We start from the raw sequence: 23,035 nt of genomic DNA, 5'->3' as shown, positions 1-23,035 counted from the left end.
CCCGTGCGGGCCCGCCGCCGGGGTGCTCAGCGCACCCCGTCCGGCTCGGGCAGCCCGCGGCCGCAGGCGCCGCATTCGGCGCGGCGGCGCAGCGCGTAGGCGGCGGTGCCGACCGCGAGCGCGACGCCCCAGACCGGGAAGGCCACCAGGAACAGCAGCCCGTGCCCTCCCGGGGCGGAGGCCAGGCTCACCGAGCCCCCGCCCAGGGTCTCGTCCAGCCAGCCCACCAGGATTCCCTTGCCCATCGCGAGCAGCGCCAGGGTGACGATGCCCGCGGGCACCACCGCCAGCGGGACCGGGACCCGCCGTCCGGCCAGGCCGGCCATCCAGAACGGGAACCGGACGCCCCAGCGCTGCACCAGGCCGAGCATGAGGACCGCGCCGCCCAGCCCGGCCAGCCCGAGGCCGATGCCGACGATCGCCATCCCGCTCTCCCGGAACGCGGCGCCCTCCGCGGCGGAGAACCCGGGGTAGTGGCCGAAGATCCACGGGATCCGGATGGCCGGGTAGGCCAGTGCGGCGGCGACGCCCGCCGCGACCGCGATCCGCCCGGTGCGCAGCGCCGCGGTCCGGCAGCGCCGCTCGTCCGCCCCGGTCCAGCCGTGCGGCCGGCCGCACCGCGGGCAGGCGCCGCGCTGGGCGCGGGCGCCGGTCTGCGCCGCCATCCCCCACAGCACCGCGCCGGCCAGGCAGTACAGCAGGAACAGCGAGCCGGGCTCGGAGACCACCTCGACGTACCGGGACGGCAGCCCGGGCAGCGTCCAGCCGGCGAACACCACCACCGGCAGGTAGCCGAACAGGGTCAGCAGCGCCCCGTGCAGCGGGACCAGCACGATCACGCCGGTGGTCAGCCACCCCACCGCCGCCCCGGCGCGCAGCGCCGCCCGGTTCCGGGACCGCGCCAGCGCCGCCGCGAAGACCACCCCGATCGCCCCGAGGACCAGCGTGAACGACGTTCCGACCAGCGGGTCGAAGGCGTTCAGCACCGCGCCGATGCCGACCGCGCCCCGGTCGCCGAACGGGTGCGGGAGCAGCCCCGCCGCCCAGCACAGCGCGAGCAGCACCGCCCCGGCCGACCAGGCCAGTGCGAGCGGGGCCCAGTACCGCCGGTGCCCGCCGGCGGCGGGGGCGCGCTCCGGGGCGGGGTCCGCGGGGGCGGGCCCGCCGCGCCCGGAACCGGTGGTGTGCGAACTCATGGAGGCCTCCTGCCGCCGTGCCGTCTGCCGATGGCTCCACGGTCGCCTCCAGCGCGTCGCGCCGCCTCCCGGCGCGAGGTGAACCTCCTCCCCGGCGAGGGGCGGTCCTCCTCCCCCGCCGGAGGGACGCGCGGGCCGGGGCGGGCGTGCCAAGATCCAGGGGTGAGGATCCTCCGGTTCGCCGCCGCCCCGCTGATCAGCGCGGAGACCTACACCCGCTGGGTCTACATCGTCCTGGGCGGCGTGCTGTTCACCCCGTTCCTCATCGCGGTGCTGGTGCTGATCTCGCTGATCACCCCGTGGGACCTCTCCCCGGGGCAGGGCCCGCCGACCTGGCAGCTGCTGCTGGGCTGCGTGATCGCCGCGGTCCTCGGCGGGGCGACCGGGCTGCTGCCCGGGGTGCGCCGGCAGCAGGTGCAGCTCACCCGGCACCTGGTCGGCGGCCCGCTCGCCGAGGAGCCGCCGGCGCCGTCGGCCGGCCGGTCCGCCCGGGTCCGCGCCGCCTGCTGGCTGGCCCTGCACTTCCTGATCGGGATGGCGGCCGCGCTGGCCACGATGGTGCTGCTCACCGACGCCGCCTCGCTCGCGCTCAGCCCGATCGTGCGCGACCCCGGCCTCTCCGCCGGCCGGCTCGTCGCGCTGCCGAACGGCACCGGTTCGCTGCTCGGCACCCGCTGGGCCGACCCGTTCCTGGGCGCCGCGCTGGTGCTGGCGCTGATCTACGGGGCCGCGCTGATCGGCGCGGCGGCCGCGCGGGCGGCGCCGCGGTTCCTCGGCGCCTCGGCGGCCGACCGGCTGGCGGCGCTGCAGAGCCGCGCCGACGACCTGTCCGAGCGGAACCGGCTCGCCGCCGAGCTGCACGACTCCATCGGCCATGCGCTGTCGGTGGTCACCCTGCAGGCGGGGGCGGCGGCGCGGGTGCTGGACCGGGACCCGGAGTTCGCCCGCACCGCCCTGGACGCCATCGCCGAGCAGGCCCGCACCGCCACCGCCGAACTCGACCACGTGCTGGGCCTGCTCCGCGAGGAGCAGCGCGACCGGGCCCCGCGGCGCACCCTGGCCGACCTGCCGCACCTGGCCGAGGCGGCCCGGGCGGCGGGGACCGACCTGGACTGCGCCGCAGAGGGACCGATCGGCGATGTCCCGCCGGTGATCTCCCGCGAGCTGTACCGGATCTGCCAGGAGGGCGTGACCAACGCGCTGCGGCACGGCGCCCGGGGCGGCGGGGTGCGGGTCCGGGTGTCGGCGGACGGCGGTTCGGTGCGGGTGTCGGTCGCCAACCCGGTGCCCCCGGGGCGGCGGCCGGCGCGGCGGCGCGGCGGCCGGGGCCTGCTCGGCATGGCGGAGCGGGTCCGGCTCCTCGGCGGGGAGCTGCGCTACGGCGCGGACGGCGGAACATGGCTGCTGGAAGCGGAGATCCCCGGGAAGGGAGAGCGATGATCAAGGTGGCGCTGGTGGACGACGAGGCGCTGATCCGCGCCGGGCTGGCGGCCCTGATCCGCGCCGAGGAGGACATGGAGGTCGCCGGGGAGGCCGACGACGGCGCGGCCGTCGCCGACCTGGTCCGGCGCACCGCCCCCGACGTGGTGCTGATGGACGTCCGGATGCCCCGCCTGGACGGCATCCAGGCCACCGCGGCGCTCACCTCCGGCCGGGACCGCCCGCCCAAGGTCATCGTCGTCACCACCTTCGAGAACGACGACTACGTCTACGGCGCGCTGCGCGCCGGGGCCTCGGGCTTCCTGCTCAAGCGGAGCCGCCCGGAGGACATCCTGGCCGCGGTCCGCCTGGTGCACTCCGGGGACTCGCTGCTCTTCCCCGCCGCGATCCGCTCGCTGGCGGCCGCGCACGCCGCCGGCGGGGGCCCGGCGGCCCGGGCGGTCGCCTCGCTCACCGAGCGGGAGGCCGACACGCTGATGCGGATGGCCCGCGGGCTGTCCAACGCCGAGATCGCGGCCGAGGCGTTCGTCGGCGTGGAGACCGTGAAGACGCACGTCTCCAACATCCTGGCCAAGCTCGGCGTCCGGGACCGCACCCAGGCGGTCATCGCGGCCTACGACTCCGGCCTGGTCCGGGCCGGCGCCGGCGGACGGGACGGCGCGCCCCGCTGACCGGCGCGCCCCGCGCGGGGCGGACCGCGCGGTGTTCGCTCCGGCCGCGCCGCCTCGCGCATGCGGCCCGCCGGGGTGCGGGGCGGCTCTGTGCCGCGTGGCCGCGCGGGCCGTCTTCCGCCGCCGGGCGGATCACGGGGAGGGGCGGCGGTGCCGGGCGCCCCGGGCCGCCGTCACTCCGCGCGGGCGGTGCCGGGCGCGGCGGCCTCCCGGTCGAGCAGCGGCTCGACCGCGGCGAGTACCCCGATGAGCCGGCCGCGCAGCGCGCGGGCGCGGTCGGCGAAGCCGCGCTGCGCCTCCATGTAGGCGGCCTTGCCCTCCGCGGTCTCGATCCGCACCGGCTCGTACCCGTGCCCGGACAGGTCGTAGGGGGAGGCCCGCATGTCCAGCTCGCGGATGTCGCGGGCCAGCTCGAAGCAGTCGGCGACCAGCTCGGCCGGGGCCAGCGGGGTGAGCTTGTAGGCCCACTTGTACAGGTCCATGTTGGCGTGCAGGCAGCCGGGCTGGTCGAGTTCGGCCTGGCTCTCCCGGGTGGGGGCGAGCCGGTTGAGCGGCCGCGCCTCGGGGGTGAAGAAGCGGAACGCGTCGTAGTGCGAGCAGCTGATGCGGTGCGACTCGACGACCGCGTCGGTGCCCTCCGGGCCCAGCCGCAGCGGGACCGCGGAGTGCCGCACCCCGCCCTGGCCGGCCCGGTAGGCCATGGCCCACTCGTGCAGGCCGAAGCAGCCCAGGTGCGCGGGGCGGCCCTGCACCGAGCGGAGCAGCCCCAGCACGAAGCCGACCGTGGACGCCTTCTTCGCCAGGAACGCCCCGGTGTCGAGCACCGCGCCGTCGGCGCCGTCCCGCCGCTCGGTCGCCGGCCGGTACCAGCGCAGCCCGTCGGCGGAGCACCCGGCCAGCACCGCTCCGGCCCCCGGGTGCCAGCGCCGGAGCTGGGCCGGCTTGTGGCTGTAGTAGGTGAACAGGAAGTCCTCGACGGGGTGCTTCTCGCCCCGCTCCCGGCGGGCCAGATGGCCGGCGGTGAGGGCGTCGACCCGCGCCCGGTGCCGCTCCTCTGCGGCGCGCCACCGGGCCTCGGGGAGCACGCGGGGCGCCTCCGGCGCGGCCGGCCCCGCGGGCGGCGTTTCGGTCCTGGTGTCCACCCTTTCGAGGCTATCCGGGCCCGGGGGCGCACCGGCCCGGGCGGCCCCGGCTCAGTTGGTGCCCTGCACCGGCAGGTGCCGGCCGAGGTAGCCGATGTAGATGCGGTTGGTGGTGCCCGGCCCGAGGTCGGGGTAGAAGTACAGCCGCGGGCAGATGCCGTACTCGCTGTCCAGCTTGATGTGCGCGAACATCGGCACCTCGCCGCCCGGGCTGACCTCCTCGGGCACCCGGAACACCCGCTTCTCGCTGAACTTGTCGCGGTTGCGCACGGTGTCGCTCTCCCGGGAGGCCAGCCGGCGGACCGGGATCGCGGTGTAGCCGTCCGGCGGCTCCCGCAGGTAGTCGTGGAAGCCCAGCCCGGAGGAGGGGTTCTCCAGCTGGTAGCGGGCGTAGTCGTCGAGCGCCAGCAGCGCCTCCCAGGCGCGGGTGACCCACAGGCTCTCCTTGCGGCTCCCAGTGAGCTCGCGGACGGTGTCCCGGTCCTCGATGGTGAAGAACAGGTGGGGCAGGGCCTGCTCGTCGGTGATCCGGTCCAGGAGCTCCTCGACCCGCTGCGGAGGGGCCTGCCGGGGGTCGGCCGGGGGGCGCTCCGCGGCCAGCCGGAACCGGCCCTCCTCCCGCAGCCGGCGGCGGAGCCAGGCCAGCTCGCTCCGGGCGGCGTGCAGCTCGGCGCGGGAGGACTCCAGCTCCTCGGTGGCCTCGGCCAGCTCGCCGGCGAGCCGCTCGCGCTCCTTGGTGTGCTCGCCGACCCGGGTGCTCAGCCGCTTGGTCTCGGCGCGCAGCCGGTCGTTGTCCCGGGCGGCCTCGGCCAGCCGCGATTTGAGCAGTGAAATGTGGACGGCCGCCTGGGAGTCCGAGGCGGCCGGCGCGGCGGGGGCGGCGGAGGAGCCGTGGCGTCCCTCCGCGGTGCCGAGGAAGGCGTCCAGCTCCTCCTCATTGAGCAGCGAGTCGATGTCGCGCAGCTCCGGCGGCAGCGGCGAGTCCACCGCGTTGTCCCGGACCGAGCGGGCCAGGGCCCGGCCCACCCAGGCGCGGATCCGGCCGCCCTCCCAGGCGCCCTCCAGGGTGCGCGGGCTCATCAGCGGGTGGCGCCGCGGGTCGGCGGGGGAGCCGGGGACGGCGTCCGGGAGGAAGGTGCGCACGCCGCCGGCCGGCACGTCGAGCCCCTTGGGCAGCTTCCCGGAGAGCTGCTCGTGGGCGGCGCCGTCGAGCACGTGGACGGTGCACATGCCGATGGTGCGGGAGAGCGCCGCGGTCATCGCGGTGCGCCAGGCCGCGACGGTCGTCCGCAGCGGCGGACCGGACACCACCAGGGCGAGCCGGCGGCCGGGGTCGCCGATGGCGTCCAGCAGGGCGGGGACGGCGTGCGCGTCGCGGCCGCGGACGATCTGCGGCTCGGCGGAGACGGGGTGCCCGCCGTCGAGGCAGGGCAGGCGCTCCAGGAGGAGCCGGACCGCGTCGGGCGGGGCGATGTCGAGCCGGTCCGCGCTCCCGGCGCCGTTGCGCGGGTGCGCCGTCATGTCGGTCCACAGGTAGCCGTGCGGGAGGCGGCGGGGGGCGGAGACGACGGTGACGGTCGTGCGCCACCTGCCGTCGGGCTTGTCGGATTCGGTGGTGAGCCGCAGGAGGGCGATGCGCTCCGCCGGGTCGTCGTGGCGCACCACCATGGCTCTGGAGCGCTTGCTCAGCTCATAGGAGCCGGACCGGGCGAAATCCACCCGGGCCCCGGCGCCGCCGCGCCTGGTCAGCCACTCCGACAGCGCGGAGGCGGCCTGCTCGGGCAGATCGCGGTCGAGGGCCGTGGTCGTGATGCTGCGGTAGACGAGCGACACCCGTGGTTCTCTCCCGGTCGGTTCCGGCCCCGGCGGGCCGCGCGGCTGTGGCCTGCGAAGCGCCGGTCCACCGGGCCTCCTCTCCCACTTTGGCCCAAGCCGACCCCGGGCACCAGCGCCGATACGGGATCGGTGGAAAGCCGCGCGATCGGGGAGGGACCCGGATGGAACACGGAAAGGCGCCACCGGGGAGGGGAGAACGGCGGCGCGGACGGCCCAGGGGCGCCCGGCCGGGCCGCCTCCCAGCGCCGGGGACCCGCGCCGACCGGGCCCTTCCCGGCAGGGCGCCCCTCCGGGCGTCCTCGCGGAACGGGCGCGCCCTGGTCCCCATCGGACCGGCGGCTCAGGAGACGGGGCGCCGGCGGAGGAGGTGCGGCCCGCGCCGGCGGTCGAGCCGCCGTCGGGGCGGGCCGCGGGGGAGCGCGAAGGCCTCCGTGCGGCGGGGTCCCCGAGGGGGCCGTCGCGCGGAGGCCTTCTGCGCGGGTCACGGAGGGCCGTGGCCGGCGTCCGCGGCCGCTGCGGTCAGCAGGTGCCCGCCCAGCTGCATTCGAGGCCGGTGCCGGTGGCGCCCGGTGCCTCGCTCGGCCGGGGCGAGTGGGTGGCGCGGCCGGTGCCGACCACCGCGTGGCGGGAGAACTCGGCCAGCCGGATCGCGATCCGGTCCTGCACGCCGCGCGGTGCGCCGCCCGGGTAGTCGTTGTTGACCACGGCGAAGACGAGCCGCTCGCCGTCGGCGCCGGTGACGTAGCCGGACAGGGAGCTGGCGCCGGTCAGCGTCCCGGTCTTGGCCTGCACGTTCCCGGCCGCCGGGGTGTCGCGCATCCGGTTGGACAGGGTGCCGCCGACCATGCGGTCCGGGTCCCCGGCGACCGGCAGCGACGCCGTCCACACCGCGGCCCACGGCTCGTCCTGCACGGCCTGCAGCAGGTCGGCGATGGTGCCGGCGGGCAGCTTGTTGCTGTGCGCCAGCCCGGAGCCGTCGGTCTGCACCACCCGGGAGGTGTTCACGCCGATCCGCTCCACCGCGGCGTCCACCTCGGCCAGCCCCGCCTTCCAGGTGCCCGAGCCGGCCTCCTCCGCGCCCATCGCCTTGACCAGCATCTCGGCGTGGCCGTTGTTGGAGAGCTTCATGAACGGCACCAGCAGGTCGGCGAGCGGGGCGGAGTCGCGCCGGGCCAGCTCGGCGGTGCCGTCCGGGGTCTCGCCGGACTCGACGGCGCCCTCGACCCGCACCCCCTGCTCCTCCAGCGCGGCCGCGAACACGTGCGCGGCGTGCGCGGCCGGGTCGTGCACGGTGCGCAGCTCCTCGACGGCCCCGCCGCCGGCCGGCAGGGTGCCCCGGACGGTGAACTCGTTGGTGCCCGGGGCGCGGGTCACGCTCAGGTCCGGCGTGCCGCCGGCCGGCCCGGTGCCGGCCTCGTTGACCACCTCCAGGTTGGCGCCCATCGGCTCCAGGGCGACCTCGACGCCGTCGCCCTGGGCGGCGCCGGGCTCGGCCCGCACCGTGACGGTGCCGGTGTCGTAGTCGTCGTTGGACGCGGCGGTCAGCGCGGAGATCTCCGCCGCGTAGTAGTAGGGGGCGTCCTCGGGGTCCCAGTCGGGGTGGTACCGCTCGTCGTCGAAGAGCGTGGCGTCGGCGACCAGGTCGCCGCCGACGCTGCGCACCCCGGCCGCGGCGACGTCCGCGGCCAGCTCGTCGAAGGCCTCGGCGGTGAGCGTGGGGTCGCCGCCGCCGGTGATGTACAGGTCGCCCTCGACCCTGCCGCCCGAGGGCGCGGAGTCGGCGCTGACCTCGGTGCCGAACCGGTGGTCCGGGCCGAGCACCTCCAGGGCGGCGGCCGAGGTCAGCAGCTTGGCGTTGGAGGCGGGGGTGAGCTTCCGGCCGGCGCCGCTGCTGTACAGCTCGTCGCCGTTGTCCAGGCTGCGCACCACCACGCCGGAGGAGGCGCCCTCCAGGGAGGGGTCGGCCAGCAGGGCGTCGAGGTCGCGGCGGAGGTCGGCGACACCGGACGGGGCGTCGGCCGCGGCCGGTGCGGCCGCGCCCAGGACGAGCGCGGCGGCGGCCAGCGGCGCGGCGGCGAGGACGGCCGGACGCCGGACGGTGCCGCGCGGTCGGTGCGGATGGGACGGGGGCGCCGGAAGGAGGCGGGGGGTCGCCATCGGTCGGTCCCTTTCCAGTCGGCGGGCTCGGGCAGAGGCGGCTGGAGAGCGTGGCGGCCGCTTCACGGTGTGTGAGCACGATAGCGCGGGACCGTCCCGGAATCGAGTGACATGGCCGGAAAACGGGGCTGGCACCCCCGGTGCACCTGCGGCTACTCTCATGAGCCCTGCGCGCCCGGGCCTCCGGGCGCGCCGTCCCCCATGTCGCTGAGCAGGCTGCGAGTGAGAACGTGACCGAGTCCTTGAACGCGGACCCCCGGAACGGCGGCGCCCCGCGCTGCCCCCTGCGCGACGGCGCCGTCCCGCTCTACGAGCAGGCGGGATCGCTGGACGGCCCGCTCTGGGAGGAGCTGCGCTCCCGGTTCGGCCGGATCGCCCCGGTGCTGCTCGAACCCGACCTGCGCGCCTGGCTGCTCCTCGGCTACGAGGAGAACCTGCACGTGCTCCGGGACCGGTCCACCTACTCCCGGGACACCCGCCGGTGGAACGAGATCCGCGACGGCCGCCGGGTGCTCGGCGCCGAACTGCGCCCCACCATGTCCTACCGGTCCAGCGCGCTCTACGCCGACGGCGCCGAGCACGCCCGGCTGATCGCGCCGATCGACGACGCGCTCTCCCGGCTCTCCGACGCCCGGATCCGGGCCGAGGCCACCGACGTCGCCGACCGGCTGATCGACGACTTCTGCGAGCACGGCAGGGCCGACCTGATCGGCGACTACGCGATGATGCTGCCCGCCATGCTGATGAACCGGTTCTTCGGCCTGGAGGACGCCTACGGCTACGTGCTCGGCGAGCTCAGCGCCGGCCTCTGGCTGGACGACGGGGCCCGGGCGGCGGAGTCCGTCGCCCAGATGCGGAACTACTTCGGCGGCCTGGTGCAGCGGAAGCGGAGCGCCCCCGGCGAGGACGTCACCAGCTGGATGATGGCGCCGGAGTTCGGCATGACGGACGAGGAGATGGCCGACCAGCTGGTGCTCCTGGTCGGCGCGGCGCACCTGCCCACCTCCAACCTGATCGGCAACGTGCTGCGCGCGCTGCTGGCCGAGCCGGCCACCGCCCGCGAGTTCGCCTCCGGGGCGCTGCCCCTGAACGACCTGGTCAACCACGTCATCTGGACCGAGCCGCCGCTGCCGATGCTGGCCGCCCGGTTCCCCACCCGGGATGTGGTCGTCGGCGGCACCCCGGTCGCCGAGGGCGAGCCGCTGATCATCGGGTTCGCGCCCGCGCACGCCGACCCGAAGCTGGGGCGCCCGGGCGGCGCCGGCGGGTCCGCGCTGGACTCCGGGGGCAACAGCGCCCACCTGATGTGGGGGGCGGGGGAGCACCGCTGCCCGGCCCGCTCGCTCGCCGAGCGGGTGGTCGGCATCGGCGTGCGGCGCCTGCTCGACCGGCTGCCCCGGCTCCGCGCGGCGGTCCCCGCGGACGAGCTGGCCTGGGCGCCGGCCCTGTTCAGCCGCGGCCTGGTGGAGCTGCCGGTGCTGTTCGACCCGGTCGAGGCGCCGCAGCGGGAGGCCCCCGCGCCGCCGCCGGCCCCGGCCGCCCCCGCCGCCGAGGAGCGCCCCGACGACCTGCTCACCCGGCTGCTCCGCTGGTGGCAGGGGAGCGGCCGGTCCCGCCGCTCCGCCGGAGACTGACCGGCCCCTCCCCGCGACGGCGCCGAGGCCGGGGCCTCTAGGCCGAAACCGATGAACGCGGGCAGCGGATTGGCCAAATCGGACAAGAGGCGGGGCGGCCGCGGGCGTTAGCGTCACTGGCATGTCTACGCGTCCGTTTTGGCTGGCCGGTGCGGCGATGACCGGTGACAGCGAGATCCAGGTGACCAACCCCTACACCGGGGAGCTCGCGGGGACCGTCGCGGTGCCCTCCCCCGAGCAGATCGAGGAGGCCGTCGCGGCGGCCGACTCGGTGGCCGCGTCCTTCGCGGCGCTGCCCGCCTACGTCCGCGCCGAGGCGCTGGCGCACGTCGCCCGCCGGATCACCGAGCGGACCGAGGAGTTCGCCCGGCTGATCACCGCGGAGAGCGGCAAGCCGATCACGCTCTCCCGCGGCGAGGCCGGCCGCGCCGCCTCGGTGTTCCGGCTGGCCTCGGAGGAGGCCCGGCGGGACAGCGGCGAGCTGCAGCGGCTGGACACCGACCCGGGCGGCACCGGCCGCATCGCCATGGTGCGCCGCGTCCCCAAGGGCCCGGTGCTGGGCATCTCCCCGTTCAACTTCCCGCTCAACCTGGTCGCGCACAAGATCGCCCCCGCGCTGGCGGTGGGCGCGCCGATCATCCTCAAGCCGGCCCCGGGCACGCCGATGACCGCGCTGCTGCTCGGCGAGATCCTCGCCGAGACGGACCTGCCGCGCGGCGCGTTCTCCGTGCTGCCGATGCCCAACGAGCGCGCGTCCTCGCTGATCACCGACGAGCGGCTGCCGGTGATCTCGTTCACCGGCGGCCAGTTCGGCTGGGAGCTGCAGCGGATGGCCCCGCACAAGCACGTCACCCTGGAGCTGGGCGGCAACGCCGCCGCGGTGGTGCTCGCCGACGCCGACCTGGCCTGGGCGGCCAAGCGGATCGCGCTGTTCGGCAACAACCAGGCCGGGCAGGTCTGCATCGGGGTGCAGCGGGTGCTGGTGGACTCCGCGGTCTACGAGTCGTTCCTGCCCGAGCTGGTGCGCGAGGTCGAGGCGCTGGGCACCGGCGACCCGGCCGACCCGGCCACCCACGTCGGACCGATGATCGACGAGGCCGCCGCCGAGCGGGTGGCGGACTGGATCGACGAGGCGGTCGCGGCCGGCGCCAAGGCGCTCACCGGCGGCGGCCGGGACGGCGTGACCGTCGCCCCGACGGTGCTGGCCGAGGTGCCCGCCGACGCCAAGGTGGTCCGCGAGGAGGTCTTCGGGCCGGTCCTCACCGTGCAGCGGGTGGACGGCGCCGACGAGGCGTTCGCCGAGGTCAACGCCGGTGACTACGGGCTCCAGGCCGGGGTGTTCACCTCCGACCTGCAGACCGCGTTCCGGGCCCACCGGGAGCTGGAGGTGGGCGGCGTGGTGATCGGCGACGTCCCGACCTTCCGCGCCGACCAGATGCCCTACGGCGGGGTGAAGAAGTCCGGCGTGGGCAAGGAGGGCGTCCGCGCCGCGATGGACGACCTCACCTACGAGCGCGTCCTGGTGCTCACCGGCGTCCAGCTGTGACGCGGTGAACGCGCAGGTGTGAGCAGTACCACCGTCCGGGGGGCCGCGCCGCCCCGGAGCCCTGGGCCGCCGGAGGATCGGGCCTCCCCGGCGGTCCGGTGAGAAACCCCTGGTCCCCGTGTGTCGCCCCGCACGGGAACCAGGGGTTACCCATTGGTAAGCGTCGGGTGGCAGACTCTCCGGTGACGGGCGCGTTCGTCCCGGTGGACGCGGGGGTGAACACCCCCTGGGTGTTCCCGGGGTCACAGTGCCGTTAGGGTGGCCCGGCGCGGCCACCGCGCATCCCCCCATCTTCGGCCGAGAGCCGGGTGTCCAGCGGTCCCGTACCGCCGCTCCGTGCTGCTCGCCGAGCGTAGGCGTACTTCAACGGAGAGGTATAGATGTCCCCCGACATTGTCGGCCTCGCACTCCTCCTTCTGGGGGTGTTGCTGCTGGTCTCTAAGCTGGTCCGGGTCAAGTGGAAGCTGATGCAGAAGCTCTACCTGCCCGGTTCGATCATCGGGGGAGCCATCGCGCTGCTCTTCGGCCCCGACCTGTTCGGGCGGGCGATGGCCGCGATGGAGAATGCCGAGGGCGGCTTCCTCGGACCGGTGCTGCAAGCGATCGGCACCGACCGGTTCGCCGAGGGCGGCCTGTTCGGCGACGGGGTGATGCAGGTCTGGTCGGCCATGCCCGGGCTGCTCATCTCGGTCGTCTTCGCCGGCCTGTTCCTGGGAAAGCCGCTGCCGCGGTTCCGCCAGGCGGTCTCCCTGGCCGGCCCCAACCTGGCCTTCGGCATCACGGTGGCCAGCGGCCAGTACGTGGTCGGCCTGCTGCTGGCCCTGCTCGTGCTGGTGCCGCTGTTCAACATCCCGGCGATGTCCGGCGCGCTGATCGAGATCGGCTTCCTCGGCGGGCACGGCACCGCGGCCGGGCTCGGCCCCACGTTCGACCAGGTCGGCTGGGCCGAGGGCAAGGACCTGTCGGTCGGCATGGCCACCGTCGGCCTGCTCAGCGGGATCATCGTGGGCATCATCCTGATCAACTGGGGTGCGCGCCGCAAGAAGACCAGCGCGATCAGCGCCGACGCGCGGGGGACCGCGCGCGAGCAGGCCGGGCTGATCGAGAAGGAGAACCGCTCCGCCGGCGCGGTCATGACCGTCCACCCCTCGTCGATGGACCCGCTCACCCTGCACTTCGGCCTGATCGCCGTCGCGGTCCTCATCGGCCAGGTCATCCTGATGGGGCTGCAGGCCCTGGAGCAGGCGCTGTGGGCCGACACCATCGAGATCATGGCCTTCGTGCCGCTCTTCCCGCTGGCGATGATCGGCGGCATCCTGCTGCAGATGGTCATCGACCGGTTCGACAAGAACCACGTCGTGGACGAGCGGACGGTCGAGCGGATCCAGGGCCTCTCCCTGGACCTGCTGATCATCTCCGCCATGGCCACCCTCTCGCTGCAGGCCATCGCGGAGAACCTCGTCCCGTTCCTGCTGCTCGCCCTGAGCGGCATCGCCTGGTGCCTGTTCGCCTTCCTGGTGCTGGCGCCGCGGATCATGCCCAGCCACTGGTTCGAGCGGGCGATCGCCGAGTTCGGCCAGTCCCTCGGCGTCACCGCGACCGGCATGGTGCTGCTGCGGGTCGTCGACCCGGAGATGAAGACCCCCGCCTACTCGGCGTTCGGCTACAAGCAGCTGATCTTCGAGCCGTTCTTCGGCGGCGGCCTGATCACCGCCGCGGCGATCCCGCTGATCGCCAGCCCGCAGATCGGCCCGTGGGGCTTCCTCGGCATGATGGCCGCGACCATGGCGGTCGCGCTCTTCATCGGCCTGATGGGGCGGCGCAAGGCCATGGCCGCCGCCGGCGGCGGCGCGCAGCGCGAGGCGGCCGGCACCGGGGCGTCCTGACGCGGCCGGGCGCGGTGAACCGGACGGAGTGAGCCGGACACGCTGAGGGGGAGGGGCGTACGCCCCTCCCCCTTCCTCGTCCGCGCCCCCGGTCCTTCCCCGGGGCCGGGCTAGAGCGCCCGGGCCCGGTCGTAGACGGCCCGCTCGGAGGAGCCGAGCACCGGGCCGTACTGCATGCCGTCCCGGCCGGCGTACTTGAAGCTGACCACCGAGACCACGGTGCCGGCTCCGGTGGAGGGGTCGAACCCGGACAGCCACGGGCCGCCGCTGGACCCCTCGGTCATGCCGCAGGACATGCCGTAGGCGGTGGTGCCGCCGTCGTCCGGCCGGGTGGAGCCGGAGCAGTAGTGCAGGTGCCGCCCGTCGTAGGGCGAGCGGGACGGGTAGCCGAAGGCGTGCACCGTACCGGCGCCCTCGCCGGTGAAGGCGATCCGCTGCGCCCCGGCGGCCTGGCGGACGTGCCGGCCCTCCCGGGTCTCCAGCACGGCGGCGCCGAAGTCGTGGCTGTCATCGGCGCGGCTGGACCACTGCGAGGTCACCAGCAGCTCCCGGGCGGCGAACCGGCCGTAGGGGGCCTTGCCGTCGTCGTAGCCGGGCACGAAGACCCACTTGGAGGCCCAGTCGCCGGTGCCGTCCTTGAGGCAGTGGCCGGCGGTGACGACGGTGTCGCCGTTGTCCGAGGGCACCACCGAGGCGGTGCAGGTGAAGTCGCGGCCGCCCATGGTCAGGAAGACCCGGCCGGTGGTCCGGGCGACCTTCCCGCCGCCGGTCCAGCGCTTCCCGGTGGCCCCGGCGCTCTGCGGCCGGGTCTCCCCGTCCGGCCGGGCGCCCGGCTCCGCAGGGGCGTCCGCGGGGGGCCGCGGGAGCAGGCCGCCGACGGTGCCCTCCAGGATCCGGGCGATCGGGCGGGCGGCGGCCATCCGCTCCTCGGTCCAGTAGGCGAGGGACTCCGCCGGGGACTCGGCGGCCGAGTACCGGGCGACCTCGGCGGAGGGGTCGGCGCGGGGGCCGGGGACGGCGGAGGCGGCGCCGGTCGCGGTCGCCGCGAGGACGGCGGCGGCCACCGGCGCGAGCAGGATGCGGGCTAGGGACGGTGTCATGGAACGGGATCATGCCACACGGAGAGTTATCTTGCCCCTACTTTGGGTTCGGTGTCGGTAGGGCGGGCGGCGCGGCGCGGAGCGGCGGGCGGCCCTGCCGGGGCGGGGCCGCCCGCGACCGGGCCCCGGTTCCGGCCGTGTGCCCTACGGGCACGGCGGTGACCGGAACCGGGTGCGCTCGGTCAGGCGGCGCCGGACGGAGGCGCCGCGGTGGGGACGGTCAGCCCGGACGGGGCGTCCTCGGGCGAGGAGAACTCCACCGTCTCGCCGCGCGCACCGGAGTCGGTGTAGCGGGCGTCCTCGGTGTCGACGACCAGCGCCAGTCGGTGGCCGGCGGGCACGTCCCAGACCACCGGTTCGAACTCGACGCCGATCGTGGCCGGGGCGCCCGGCTCGACGCCGCGCAGCGTGTAGGGCTCGTGCGTGACCAGCGCCCCGGTGCCGTGCCGGTCCACGGCGTACAGGTAGAAGTAGAGCGACTGGTCGGAGGCGGACGGGGTGACCGTCACCGTGGCCTCCGGGGAGCCGCTGACCCGGGTGCCGCCGGGCAGCTCCGGGCCGGTCCACACGCCCGCGTACGAGCGGTTCACCAGCGGCAGCGACACCCCGGTGGGGATGTCGGCGAATTGCTGGAGGGCCCCGCTGAGCAGCAGCGTCCCGCTCTCGGCGGTGGTGCCGCGGCCGGCGCCGACCCGGTAGTCCCAGCCGGTCTGGGCCCCTTCCTCCAGGGCGCCGGTGGACTGCCAGTTCGTCCAGGAGCGGCGCGGCTCGCCCAGCCCGTAGGAGAGCTCGCCCTCCGAGACCGCGTCCCAGTCGGGGTAGGAGGCCCACCCGCCGCGCCCGTTGTTCGGCTTGACCCGCACCGGGTCCTCTGCGTCCACCCCGTTGTCCGCGCCCTTGAGGTGGTGGTCGAACCAGCGGTTCAGCTCCGCCCAGGTCTCGTTGGGCAGGCCGACCGCGCCGAACGCCTCCGGGGTGGCGTGGTCGCCGGCCGAGAGCATGAGCCGCTTGGGGCCCTCCAGCTCCCGGTAGAAGTCGGTCATCTGGCCGGGCGGGAAGATCCCGTCGTTCCAGGCGTGCCCGATCATCACCGCGGTCCCGTTCGCGTTGAGCGCGTCGACCTTGGTGGACACCGACCGCTCCGGCGCCAGGTCGAGGGCGGGCTGGACGTTGCCCTTGCGGTACTCCCGCTCCATCTCCAGCAGCTTCTCCCCGGGGTCGCCGGTGAGGTGGCCGGCCGCGATGAGCATCTCCACCGCCTGGTAGCCGATGGTCTCGTTGCCGTAGATGGACTCGGCCAGGTCGGCCCAGCCGCTGAGCGCGCCCACCGCCTTGACCCGGTCGTCGGCGGCCGCGGTGAGCAGGCTGATGCCGGCCCCGTAGGAGATCCCGGCCATGCCGACGCGGTCCGGGTCGGCGTCGGTGTTCTCCAGCGCCCAGTCGATGACCGCGCGGGCGTCGGCGACGTCCTCCGGGCCGGCGACCTCGATCCGGCCGCCGGAGTTCCAGAACCCCCGGGAGGTGTAGGAGACGACCTGGTAGCCGGACTCGTAGGCGAGCTTCTTCGCGGCGCCGACGTAGAGCAGCTTGTTGGTGGCCCACGCGGAGGGCATCACCAGCAGCGGGCGCGGCCCCTCGTGGCCGGTGGGGGTGATGACCAGGGCGGGGATGTCGATCCCGCCGTGGCCGGTGATGGTCTGGTACTCGACGTCGGTACCGGTGCCGGCGTGCGCGGGCGGCGCGGTCAGCGCGACGGCGAGCAGGGTCGAGAGTGCGGCGGCGCAGGCCGCTCTGAGTGTGCGCATGGCTTCCTCACTCCGGCCCGGCGGGGCGGGCCGGAACAGGGGATGACGGGGGAAGGGCGGTGCGGGGGACCGCCCCGTGGCCCCGGGGTCGCGCCGGCGCCGGCGGGCGCCTCGGATGGGAGGGGCGCCGCCGGCGTCCTCCGGGGGGTGCGGCCCGCGGGGTGCCGCGGACCGCGCGGCTTTTTACTGTGAGGTAACTTACACGCCGGTAACGTAAAGCGGGGCGCACCGGCTTGTAAAGGGCCCGAAACCGGGACGTCCCCGCAGGGCGCGGCGGCGCACCGCCCGGTGCGGGACAATGGCGGGGTGCGAATCGCCGAACAGCTCCTCCAGAACCCCGCCCCGTCCGAACCGCGCGAGGTGGTGATCCTCGGCTCCACCGGATCCATCGGCACCCAGGCGCTGGACGTCGTCCGGGGCGCCCCGGGCCGGTTCCGGGTCGTCGGCCTGGCCGCCGGCGGCGGCCGCCCGGACCTCCTCGCCGACCAGGCCGCCGAGGTGCGGGCCGAGGCGGTGGCCGTCGCCGACGCCGGCGCGGCCGCGCAGGTGGAGCGGCTGCTGCGGGAGCGCGGCTGCCACGCGAAGGTGCTGGCCGGCGCCGAGGGGGTCGCCGAGCTCGCCGCCTGGCAGTGCGACGTGGTGCTGAACGGCATCACCGGGGCGCTGGGCCTGGAGTCCACCCTGGCCGCGCTGCGCGCAGGGCGGCTCCTCGCACTGGCCAACAAGGAGTCGCTGATCATCGGCGGCCCGCTGGTCCGGGAGGCGGCCCAGCCCGGGCAGATCGTCCCGGTCGACTCCGAGCACTTCGCGCTCGCCCAGTGCTACCCCCGGGTGCCCGCCGCCGAGCTCACCAGCCTGGCCCAGGGCCAGGTCGACGCCCGGCCGGAGGACGTGCGCCGGCTGGTCATCACCGCCAGCGGCGGCCCGTTCCGCGGCCGGAGCCGGGCCGACCTGGCCGGCGTCGGCCCCGAGGACGCGCTGCGCCACCCCACCTGGAGCATGGGGCCGGTGATCACGGTCAACTCCGCGACCCTGGTCAACAAGGGCCTGGAGGTGATCGAGGCGCACCTGCTCTTCGACGTCCCGCTGGAGCGGATCGAGGTCGTGGTGCACCCGCAGTCGGTGATCCACTCCATGGTGGAGTACACCGACGGCTCCACCCTCGCCCAGGCCAGCCCGCCCAGCATGCTCATCCCCATCGCCTACGGCATGTCCTGGCCGCACCGGGTCGGCGGGGCGGCGCCCGGCGTCGACTGGACCCGCGCGCAGAACTGGACCTTCGAGCCCCTGGACCACGAGGCGTTCCCCGCCGTCCGGCTGGCCTGCGAGGTGGGCGAGGCGGGCGGCACCGCCCCCGCCGTCTACAACGCGGCCAACGAGGAGGCGGTCGACGCCTTCCTCGGCGGACGCCTGGCATTTCCCGCGATCGTGGACACGGTGGCACGGGTAGTCTCAGAACGACAGCGGGCCGACGAAACGTCCGCGCTGACGCCGGAGGACGTCCGGGCCGCCGACGCCTGGGCCCGCGCCCGGGCCAGGGAGCTGATCTCCGGGGCCGCCTGATGGAGGGGTAACGAGCTACATGGCCACAGTGCTGACCGTCGCCGGGATCGTCCTGTTCTTCCTGGGCCTGCTCTTCTCCATCGCCTGGCACGAGCTCGGCCACCTGTCCACGGCGAAGATGTTCGGCATCCGCTGCACCCAGTACATGGTGGGCTTCGGCCCCACCCTGTGGTCGCGGACCAAGGGCGACACCGAGTACGGCGTCAAGGCGGTCCCGCTCGGCGGCTACGTGCGCATGGTCGGGATGATCCCGCCCGCCTCGGAGCGGGACGAGGGCAAGCCGATGGGCCGCTGGCGGCGGATGATCGAGGACGCCCGGGAGGCCAGCTTCGTCGAGCTGGAGGAGGGCGACGAGGAGCGCCAGTTCTACCAGCGCGCCCCGTGGAAGCGGCTGATCGTCATGTTCGCCGGACCGGGCATGAACCTCATCCTGGCCGTGGTGCTGTTCACCGTGGTCCTGATGGGCATCGGCGTCCAGCAGCCGGGCACCGCGGTCGAGTCGGTCGCCGAGTGCGTGGTGGCCGCGGACGCGGCGGATCCGACCTGCCCGGAGGACGCCCCGCCCACGCCCGCCGCCGACGCCGGGTTCAAGCCGGGCGACCGGATCGTCGAGGTCGGCGGCGAGCCGGCCCCGGACTGGGCCGCCGCCAACGAGCTGATCCGCGCCTCGATCGGCCCGACCGAGTTCACCGTGGAGCGCGGCGGCGAGCGGGTCGAGCTCACCGCCGACCTGATCGAGAACGACGTCGTCGCCCGGGACGCCGACGGCGAGGTCATCGTCAAGACCGGCCCGGACGGCGAGCCGCTCACCGACGAGCAGGGCTACCAGATCCCGGAGACGGAGAAGGCCGGCTTCCTCGGCATCACCTTCCAGAACGAGCGGGCCCCGCTCACCGCCGGCGAGACCGCCGCCTACATGGGCGACACCATCGTCGGCGTGGGCCAGGCCATCGTCTCGCTGCCGAGCAAGGTGGACGACGTGTTCCGGGCAGCCTTCCTCGGCGAGGAGCGCGGCGTGGACTCCCCGGTGGGCATCGTGGGCGCCTCCCGGATCGGCGGCGAGGTGCTGGCCCAGCCCATCCCGCTGCTGGACCGCGCCGCCTTCATGCTGAACATGCTGGCCGGGGTCAACCTCTTCCTGTTCGCCTTCAACATGCTGCCGATCCTGCCGCTGGACGGCGGGCACATGCTCGGCGCGCTGTGGGAGTGGGTCCGCCGCGGCCTGGCCAAGGTCTTCAAGCGCCCCGACCCCGGCCCGTTCGACGTGGCCAAGCTGATGCCGGTCGCCTACGTGGTGGTCGCCTGCTTCCTGGTGTTCAGCGCCATGCTGCTCATCGCCGACGTGGTCAACCCGGTCCGGATCATGCAGTGACGCCCGGACCGCGGAGCGGCCCGCCGCGGTGAACGGCGCGGGCACCGCCCGGGGCGCGGAGGTGAACCCTCGGCGCCCCGGGCGGTGCCGTTCCGGGGCCCTTCGCGGATTGGCACACCCCGGCGCGGGCGGCGGGTAACCTGGGCAGCGCGCGCGGACGGCGAGGTTCCCTCGGCCGCTCGGCCCCTTCCCGTGCCGCTCCGCCGCGGGCGCCCGGACGCGCCCCCGTACCTTCGACTTCAACCGAAGCCGCCGGATCGGCCCGGCGGCCCATGAGGTGAGACCGCGTGACCGTCGATCTTGGCATCCCTGTGGCCCGTCCGCGCCCGCTGGCGCAGCGGCGCAAGTCCCGGCAGATCATGGTCGGCAACGTTCCCGTCGGCGGGGACGCCCCGGTGTCGGTGCAGTCGATGACGACCACCGTCACCTCCGACATCAACGCCACGCTCCAGCAGATCGCGGAGCTGACCGCCAGCGGCTGCCAGATCGTCCGCGTGGCGGTGCCCAGCGCCGACGACGCCGAGGCGCTGCCGATCATCGCGAAGAAGTCGCAGATCCCGGTCATCGCCGACATCCACTTCCAGCCCAAGTACGTCTTCGCCGCCATCGACGCGGGGTGCGCGGCGGTGCGGGTCAACCCGGGCAACATCAAGAAGTTCGACGACAAGGTCGGCGAGATCGCCAAGGCCGCGAGCGAGGCAGGCACCCCGATCCGGATCGGCGTCAACGCCGGCTCGCTGGACAAGCGGCTGCTGGCCAAGTACGGCAAGGCCACCCCCGAGGCGCTGGTGGAGTCGGCGCTGTGGGAGTGCTCGCTCTTCGAGGAGCACGGCTTCCGCGACATCAAGATCTCGGTCAAGCACAACGACCCGGTCGTGATGATCAACGCCTACCGGCAGCTCGCCGAGCAGTGCGACTACCCGCTGCACCTGGGCGTCACCGAGGCCGGCCCGGCCTTCCAGGGCACCGTCAAGTCCGCGGTGGCCTTCGGCGCGCTGCTGGCCGAGGGCATCGGCGACACCATCCGGGTGTCGCTGTCCGCGCCGCCGGCCGAGGAGGTCAAGGTCGGCACCCAGATCCTGGAGTCGCTGGGCCTGCGCGAGCGCGGCCTGGAGATCGTCTCCTGCCCCAGCTGCGGCCGGGCCCAGGTGGACGTCTACACCCTGGCCGACGAGGTGACCGCCGGGCTGGACGGCCTGGACGTGCCGCTGCGGGTGGCCGTCATGGGCTGCGTGGTCAACGGTCCGGGCGAGGCGCGCGAGGCCGACCTGGGCGTGGCCTCGGGCAACGGCAAGGGCCAGATCTTCGTCAAGGGCGAGGTCATCAAGACCGTGCCGGAGTCCAAGATCGTGGAGACCCTGATCGAGGAGGCCATGCGGATCGCCGAGGAGATGAAGGACGGCGGCGCCGACTCCGGCGAGCCCACCGTCTCCGTGGCGGGCTGACCCGGAAGGGCCCCTGAGGGGAACCGAGAACCGGCCGAGGGGCGGGACGCGGACGCGTCCCGCCCCTCGGCTTTTCGGTGCCCGCGGACCCGGCGCGGACGGGGTTTTCGGGCGTTCCCGATGCATGTTCGCGGGGGTGGTTGCGCATAACCGGACACTCGCGACCGAGTGTGGCGTGACGGACGCCATGTGTCGAACATGTGTGACATCCTGCACATTCAACGCGGGATCATTGCATGACATGGCAACGAACGGCGGGCTTCTCGGGTTAATGGGCAATGAACAGTGGTTCTGTCATCCAGGTAACATCGCTACTGTTTCCGAGGCGCGCTTTGTTCTGCCATGGGCCGAGTGCGAACTCTCCTGGGGAGGGTTCCCTATGTGCGTGTCCGGCCACGATGTCCGAAATCCCCCTAGGAGTCCGCAGTTGGTTGAGCAGAAGACGGCCGGTGCGCCGCAGGCGGCGGCCGGCCCCCGGCGGGGCGCGCTCGCTGAGCGCATCCTGCGCCGCAAGCCGGTCGAGCGCCTCGCCTCCGAGGCCGGACAGGGCGAAGGGGGAAGCCTGCGGCGCTCCATGGGGCTCGCGCAGCTGACCATGATCAGCATCGGCGCCACCCTGGGCACCGGCATCTTCGTGGTGCTGGGCGAGGCGGTCCCGATCGCCGGCCCGGCGGTGGTCCTCTCCTTCGTGATCGCCGGGGTCACCGCGCTCTTCTCCGCGCTGGCCTACGCCGAGCTCGCGGGCATGATCCCGGCGTCGGGGTCGGCCTACTCCTACGCCTACGCCACCATGGGCGAGCTGGTCGCCTGGGTGTGCGGCTGGTGCCTGATGCTCACCTACGGCGTCTCGGTGGCCGCGGTGGCGGTCGGCTGGGGCGAGTACATCAACGAGCTGCTCCGCCTGCTCACCGGGGCCACTCTGCCCGCCGCGCTGACCCAGCCGCCCGGCGCCGACGGCGGGATCGTCAACATCCCCGCCGCGGTGGTGGTGCTGCTCGCCATGGTCGCGCTGCTCGGCGGGGTCCGGGAGAGCGCCGCGCTGAACGGCGTGATGGTCGCGATCAAGGTCGCCGTGATGGTCATGTTCGTGGCCATCGCCTTCACCGCGATCCAGGACGGCAACTTCGCCCCGTTCATGCCGCTGGGCATGGCGGGGGTGAGCGCGGCCGGTGCCACCCTGTTCTTCTCCTACATCGGCTTCGACGCCGCCTCCACCGCCGGCGAGGAGGCCAAGAACCCGCAGCGCGACCTCCCCCGCGCGATCATGCTCTCGCTGATCATCGTCACCGCCATCTACTGCCTGGTGGCCTTCGTCGCGGTCGGCGCCATGCCGTGGACCGACTTCGCCGACACCGAGGCCAGCCTCGCGCACATCCTCACCGTGGTGACCGGCACCCCGATCTGGTCGGTGGTGTTCGCGGTCGGCGCGGTCATCGCCATCGCCAGCGTCGTCCTGGTCGTGCTGTACGGCCAGACCCGGATCCTGTTCGCGATGTCCAGGGACGGCCTGATCCCCAAGGTCTTCTCCAAGCTGGACCGGCGCGGCAACCCCTCGGCCAACACGGTCATCCTCGCGGTCGCGATCGCGGTGCTGGCCGCGGTGGTCCCGCTCGGCCACCTCGCCGACGCCACCTCCATCGGCACCCTGTTCGCCTTCGGGCTGGTCAACGTGGCCGTGCTGGTGCTGCGCCGGAGCCGCCCGGACATCGAGCGCCGGTTCCGCATGCCGCTCGCCCCGCTCACCCCGATCCTCGGCGTCGCCTCCTGCGCCTACCTGATGCTCAGCATGGGCGTCGCCACCTGGATCACCTTCGCGGTCTGGATGGCCGTCGGCTTCGCCGTCTACTTCGGCTACTCGATGAAGCGCTCGGTGCTGCACCGGGAGACCGAGCAGGAGCAGGCGGCCGGCTGAGGCCGCCGGCCCGGAGGGACGGCGGGCCGCCCGCCGCGGGGCGCCGGTCGGTGACCGGCGCCCCGCGGCGCGTCCGCGGCCCCGTGGAAGCATGACGCCGAGGCGCAATGAATCGCGCTGGACTGCCAAGAATGCGCAACGAACCCCCGGGTGGAACGCAATGAATCGGTCGATCCCTGCGTCTAGAGTGGGTCCGCGAACATCACACTCGCGGAGTCATGGGGGGCGCATGGAGTCGGCCGGAGCGCTGCGCATCGCTGTGGACCAGGGCACCGGGCCCAGCGGGGACGTCCCCGCCGCGCTGGAGCGGCTCCGGCGCACCGCCCCGGG

At 74.7% G+C, this 23,035-nt stretch carries 15 protein-coding genes; 9 read left to right on the top strand and 6 right to left on the bottom strand.

All coding sequences use genetic code 11. From position 1 onward, the window contains the following. Positions 1-26 precede the first annotated feature (26 nt). Positions 27-1,196 carry a hypothetical protein gene (locus tag D459_RS0108295; RefSeq protein ID WP_017592532.1) on the bottom strand — a complete coding sequence of 390 codons (1,170 nt, stop codon included), beginning with the start codon at positions 1,194-1,196 and terminating at the stop codon, positions 27-29. Positions 1,197-1,358: 162 nt separating this feature from the next. On the opposite strand from D459_RS0108295, the gene D459_RS0108290 reads away from it, so the two are divergent. Then, positions 1,359-2,636, top strand: a complete 1,278-nt coding sequence (locus D459_RS0108290) for a sensor histidine kinase (RefSeq protein ID WP_017592531.1) — start codon at positions 1,359-1,361, stop codon at positions 2,634-2,636. Continuing rightward, positions 2,633-3,307, top strand: a complete 675-nt coding sequence (locus D459_RS0108285; RefSeq protein ID WP_017592530.1) for a response regulator transcription factor — start codon at positions 2,633-2,635, stop codon at positions 3,305-3,307. Before D459_RS0108290 ends, D459_RS0108285 begins: the two co-directional genes overlap by 4 nt. 173 nt (positions 3,308-3,480) lie before the next feature. Here the strand turns inward: D459_RS0108285 and D459_RS31085 are convergent, their stop codons facing one another. The 3 genes from D459_RS31085 to dacB all read right to left on the bottom strand — a co-directional run bounded on the left by D459_RS31085 (position 3,481) and on the right by dacB (position 8,442). Further along, complete coding sequence (locus D459_RS31085; RefSeq protein ID WP_051065359.1) at positions 3,481-4,449, bottom strand: hypothetical protein; 969 nt, start codon at positions 4,447-4,449, stop codon at positions 3,481-3,483. A 51-nt stretch (positions 4,450-4,500) separates the two neighbouring features. Further along, entirely contained in the window at positions 4,501-6,282 is a 1,782-nt protein-coding gene (locus D459_RS0108275; protein ID WP_017592528.1) for a hypothetical protein, read from the bottom strand. A 522-nt stretch (positions 6,283-6,804) separates the two neighbouring features. After that, positions 6,805-8,442, bottom strand: coding sequence for a D-alanyl-D-alanine carboxypeptidase/D-alanyl-D-alanine endopeptidase (dacB, locus tag D459_RS0108270; protein WP_017592527.1), 1,638 nt, complete (start codon positions 8,440-8,442; stop codon positions 6,805-6,807). Between the two features lie 230 nt (positions 8,443-8,672). Between dacB and D459_RS0108265 the strand changes: the two genes are divergently transcribed. The 3 genes from D459_RS0108265 to D459_RS0108255 all read left to right on the top strand — a co-directional run bounded on the left by D459_RS0108265 (position 8,673) and on the right by D459_RS0108255 (position 13,508). Further along, on the top strand, positions 8,673-10,076 hold the full coding sequence (locus D459_RS0108265) for a cytochrome P450 family protein (protein WP_017592526.1): 1,404 nt from the start codon (positions 8,673-8,675) through the stop codon (positions 10,074-10,076). 121 nt (positions 10,077-10,197) lie between these two features. Beyond that, positions 10,198-11,622, top strand: a complete 1,425-nt coding sequence (locus D459_RS0108260; protein ID WP_026120186.1) for an aldehyde dehydrogenase family protein — start codon at positions 10,198-10,200, stop codon at positions 11,620-11,622. A gap of 380 nt (positions 11,623-12,002) precedes the next feature. Further along, complete coding sequence (locus D459_RS0108255) at positions 12,003-13,508, top strand: sodium/glutamate symporter (protein ID WP_017592524.1); 1,506 nt, start codon at positions 12,003-12,005, stop codon at positions 13,506-13,508. A 110-nt stretch (positions 13,509-13,618) separates the two neighbouring features. On the opposite strand, the gene D459_RS0108250 is transcribed toward D459_RS0108255, so the two are convergent. Together D459_RS0108250 and D459_RS0108245 are read right to left on the bottom strand one after the other, a co-directional pair. Continuing rightward, positions 13,619-14,608, bottom strand: coding sequence for a trypsin-like serine peptidase (locus D459_RS0108250; RefSeq protein ID WP_026120185.1), 990 nt, complete (start codon positions 14,606-14,608; stop codon positions 13,619-13,621). 182 nt (positions 14,609-14,790) lie between these two features. Further along, positions 14,791-16,413 (bottom strand): CocE/NonD family hydrolase, encoded by a 1,623-nt coding sequence (locus D459_RS0108245; RefSeq protein WP_017592522.1) that lies wholly within the window; start codon positions 16,411-16,413, stop codon positions 14,791-14,793. A 363-nt stretch (positions 16,414-16,776) separates the two neighbouring features. Between D459_RS0108245 and dxr the strand changes: the two genes are divergently transcribed. The 4 genes from dxr to D459_RS0108225 all read left to right on the top strand — a co-directional run bounded on the left by dxr (position 16,777) and on the right by D459_RS0108225 (position 22,705). Then, positions 16,777-17,976, top strand: coding sequence for a 1-deoxy-D-xylulose-5-phosphate reductoisomerase (gene dxr, locus D459_RS0108240; RefSeq protein ID WP_026120184.1), 1,200 nt, complete (start codon positions 16,777-16,779; stop codon positions 17,974-17,976). A 19-nt stretch (positions 17,977-17,995) separates the two neighbouring features. Then, positions 17,996-19,348, top strand: coding sequence for a M50 family metallopeptidase (locus D459_RS0108235; RefSeq protein WP_017592520.1), 1,353 nt, complete (start codon positions 17,996-17,998; stop codon positions 19,346-19,348). A gap of 287 nt (positions 19,349-19,635) precedes the next feature. After that, complete coding sequence (gene ispG / locus D459_RS0108230; RefSeq protein ID WP_026120183.1) at positions 19,636-20,793, top strand: flavodoxin-dependent (E)-4-hydroxy-3-methylbut-2-enyl-diphosphate synthase; 1,158 nt, start codon at positions 19,636-19,638, stop codon at positions 20,791-20,793. A 427-nt stretch (positions 20,794-21,220) separates the two neighbouring features. Next, entirely contained in the window at positions 21,221-22,705 is a 1,485-nt protein-coding gene (locus tag D459_RS0108225) for an amino acid permease (protein WP_017592518.1), read from the top strand. Positions 22,706-23,035 lie beyond the last annotated feature (330 nt).

The sequence above is a fragment of the Nocardiopsis potens DSM 45234 genome, from assembly GCF_000341105.1.
In the GTDB taxonomy this organism is placed as follows: Bacteria; Actinomycetota; Actinomycetes; order Streptosporangiales; family Streptosporangiaceae; genus Nocardiopsis_A; species Nocardiopsis_A potens.
Note: the sequence above shows the minus strand (reverse complement) of the source record. Positions and strands in the feature narration are given on the sequence as shown.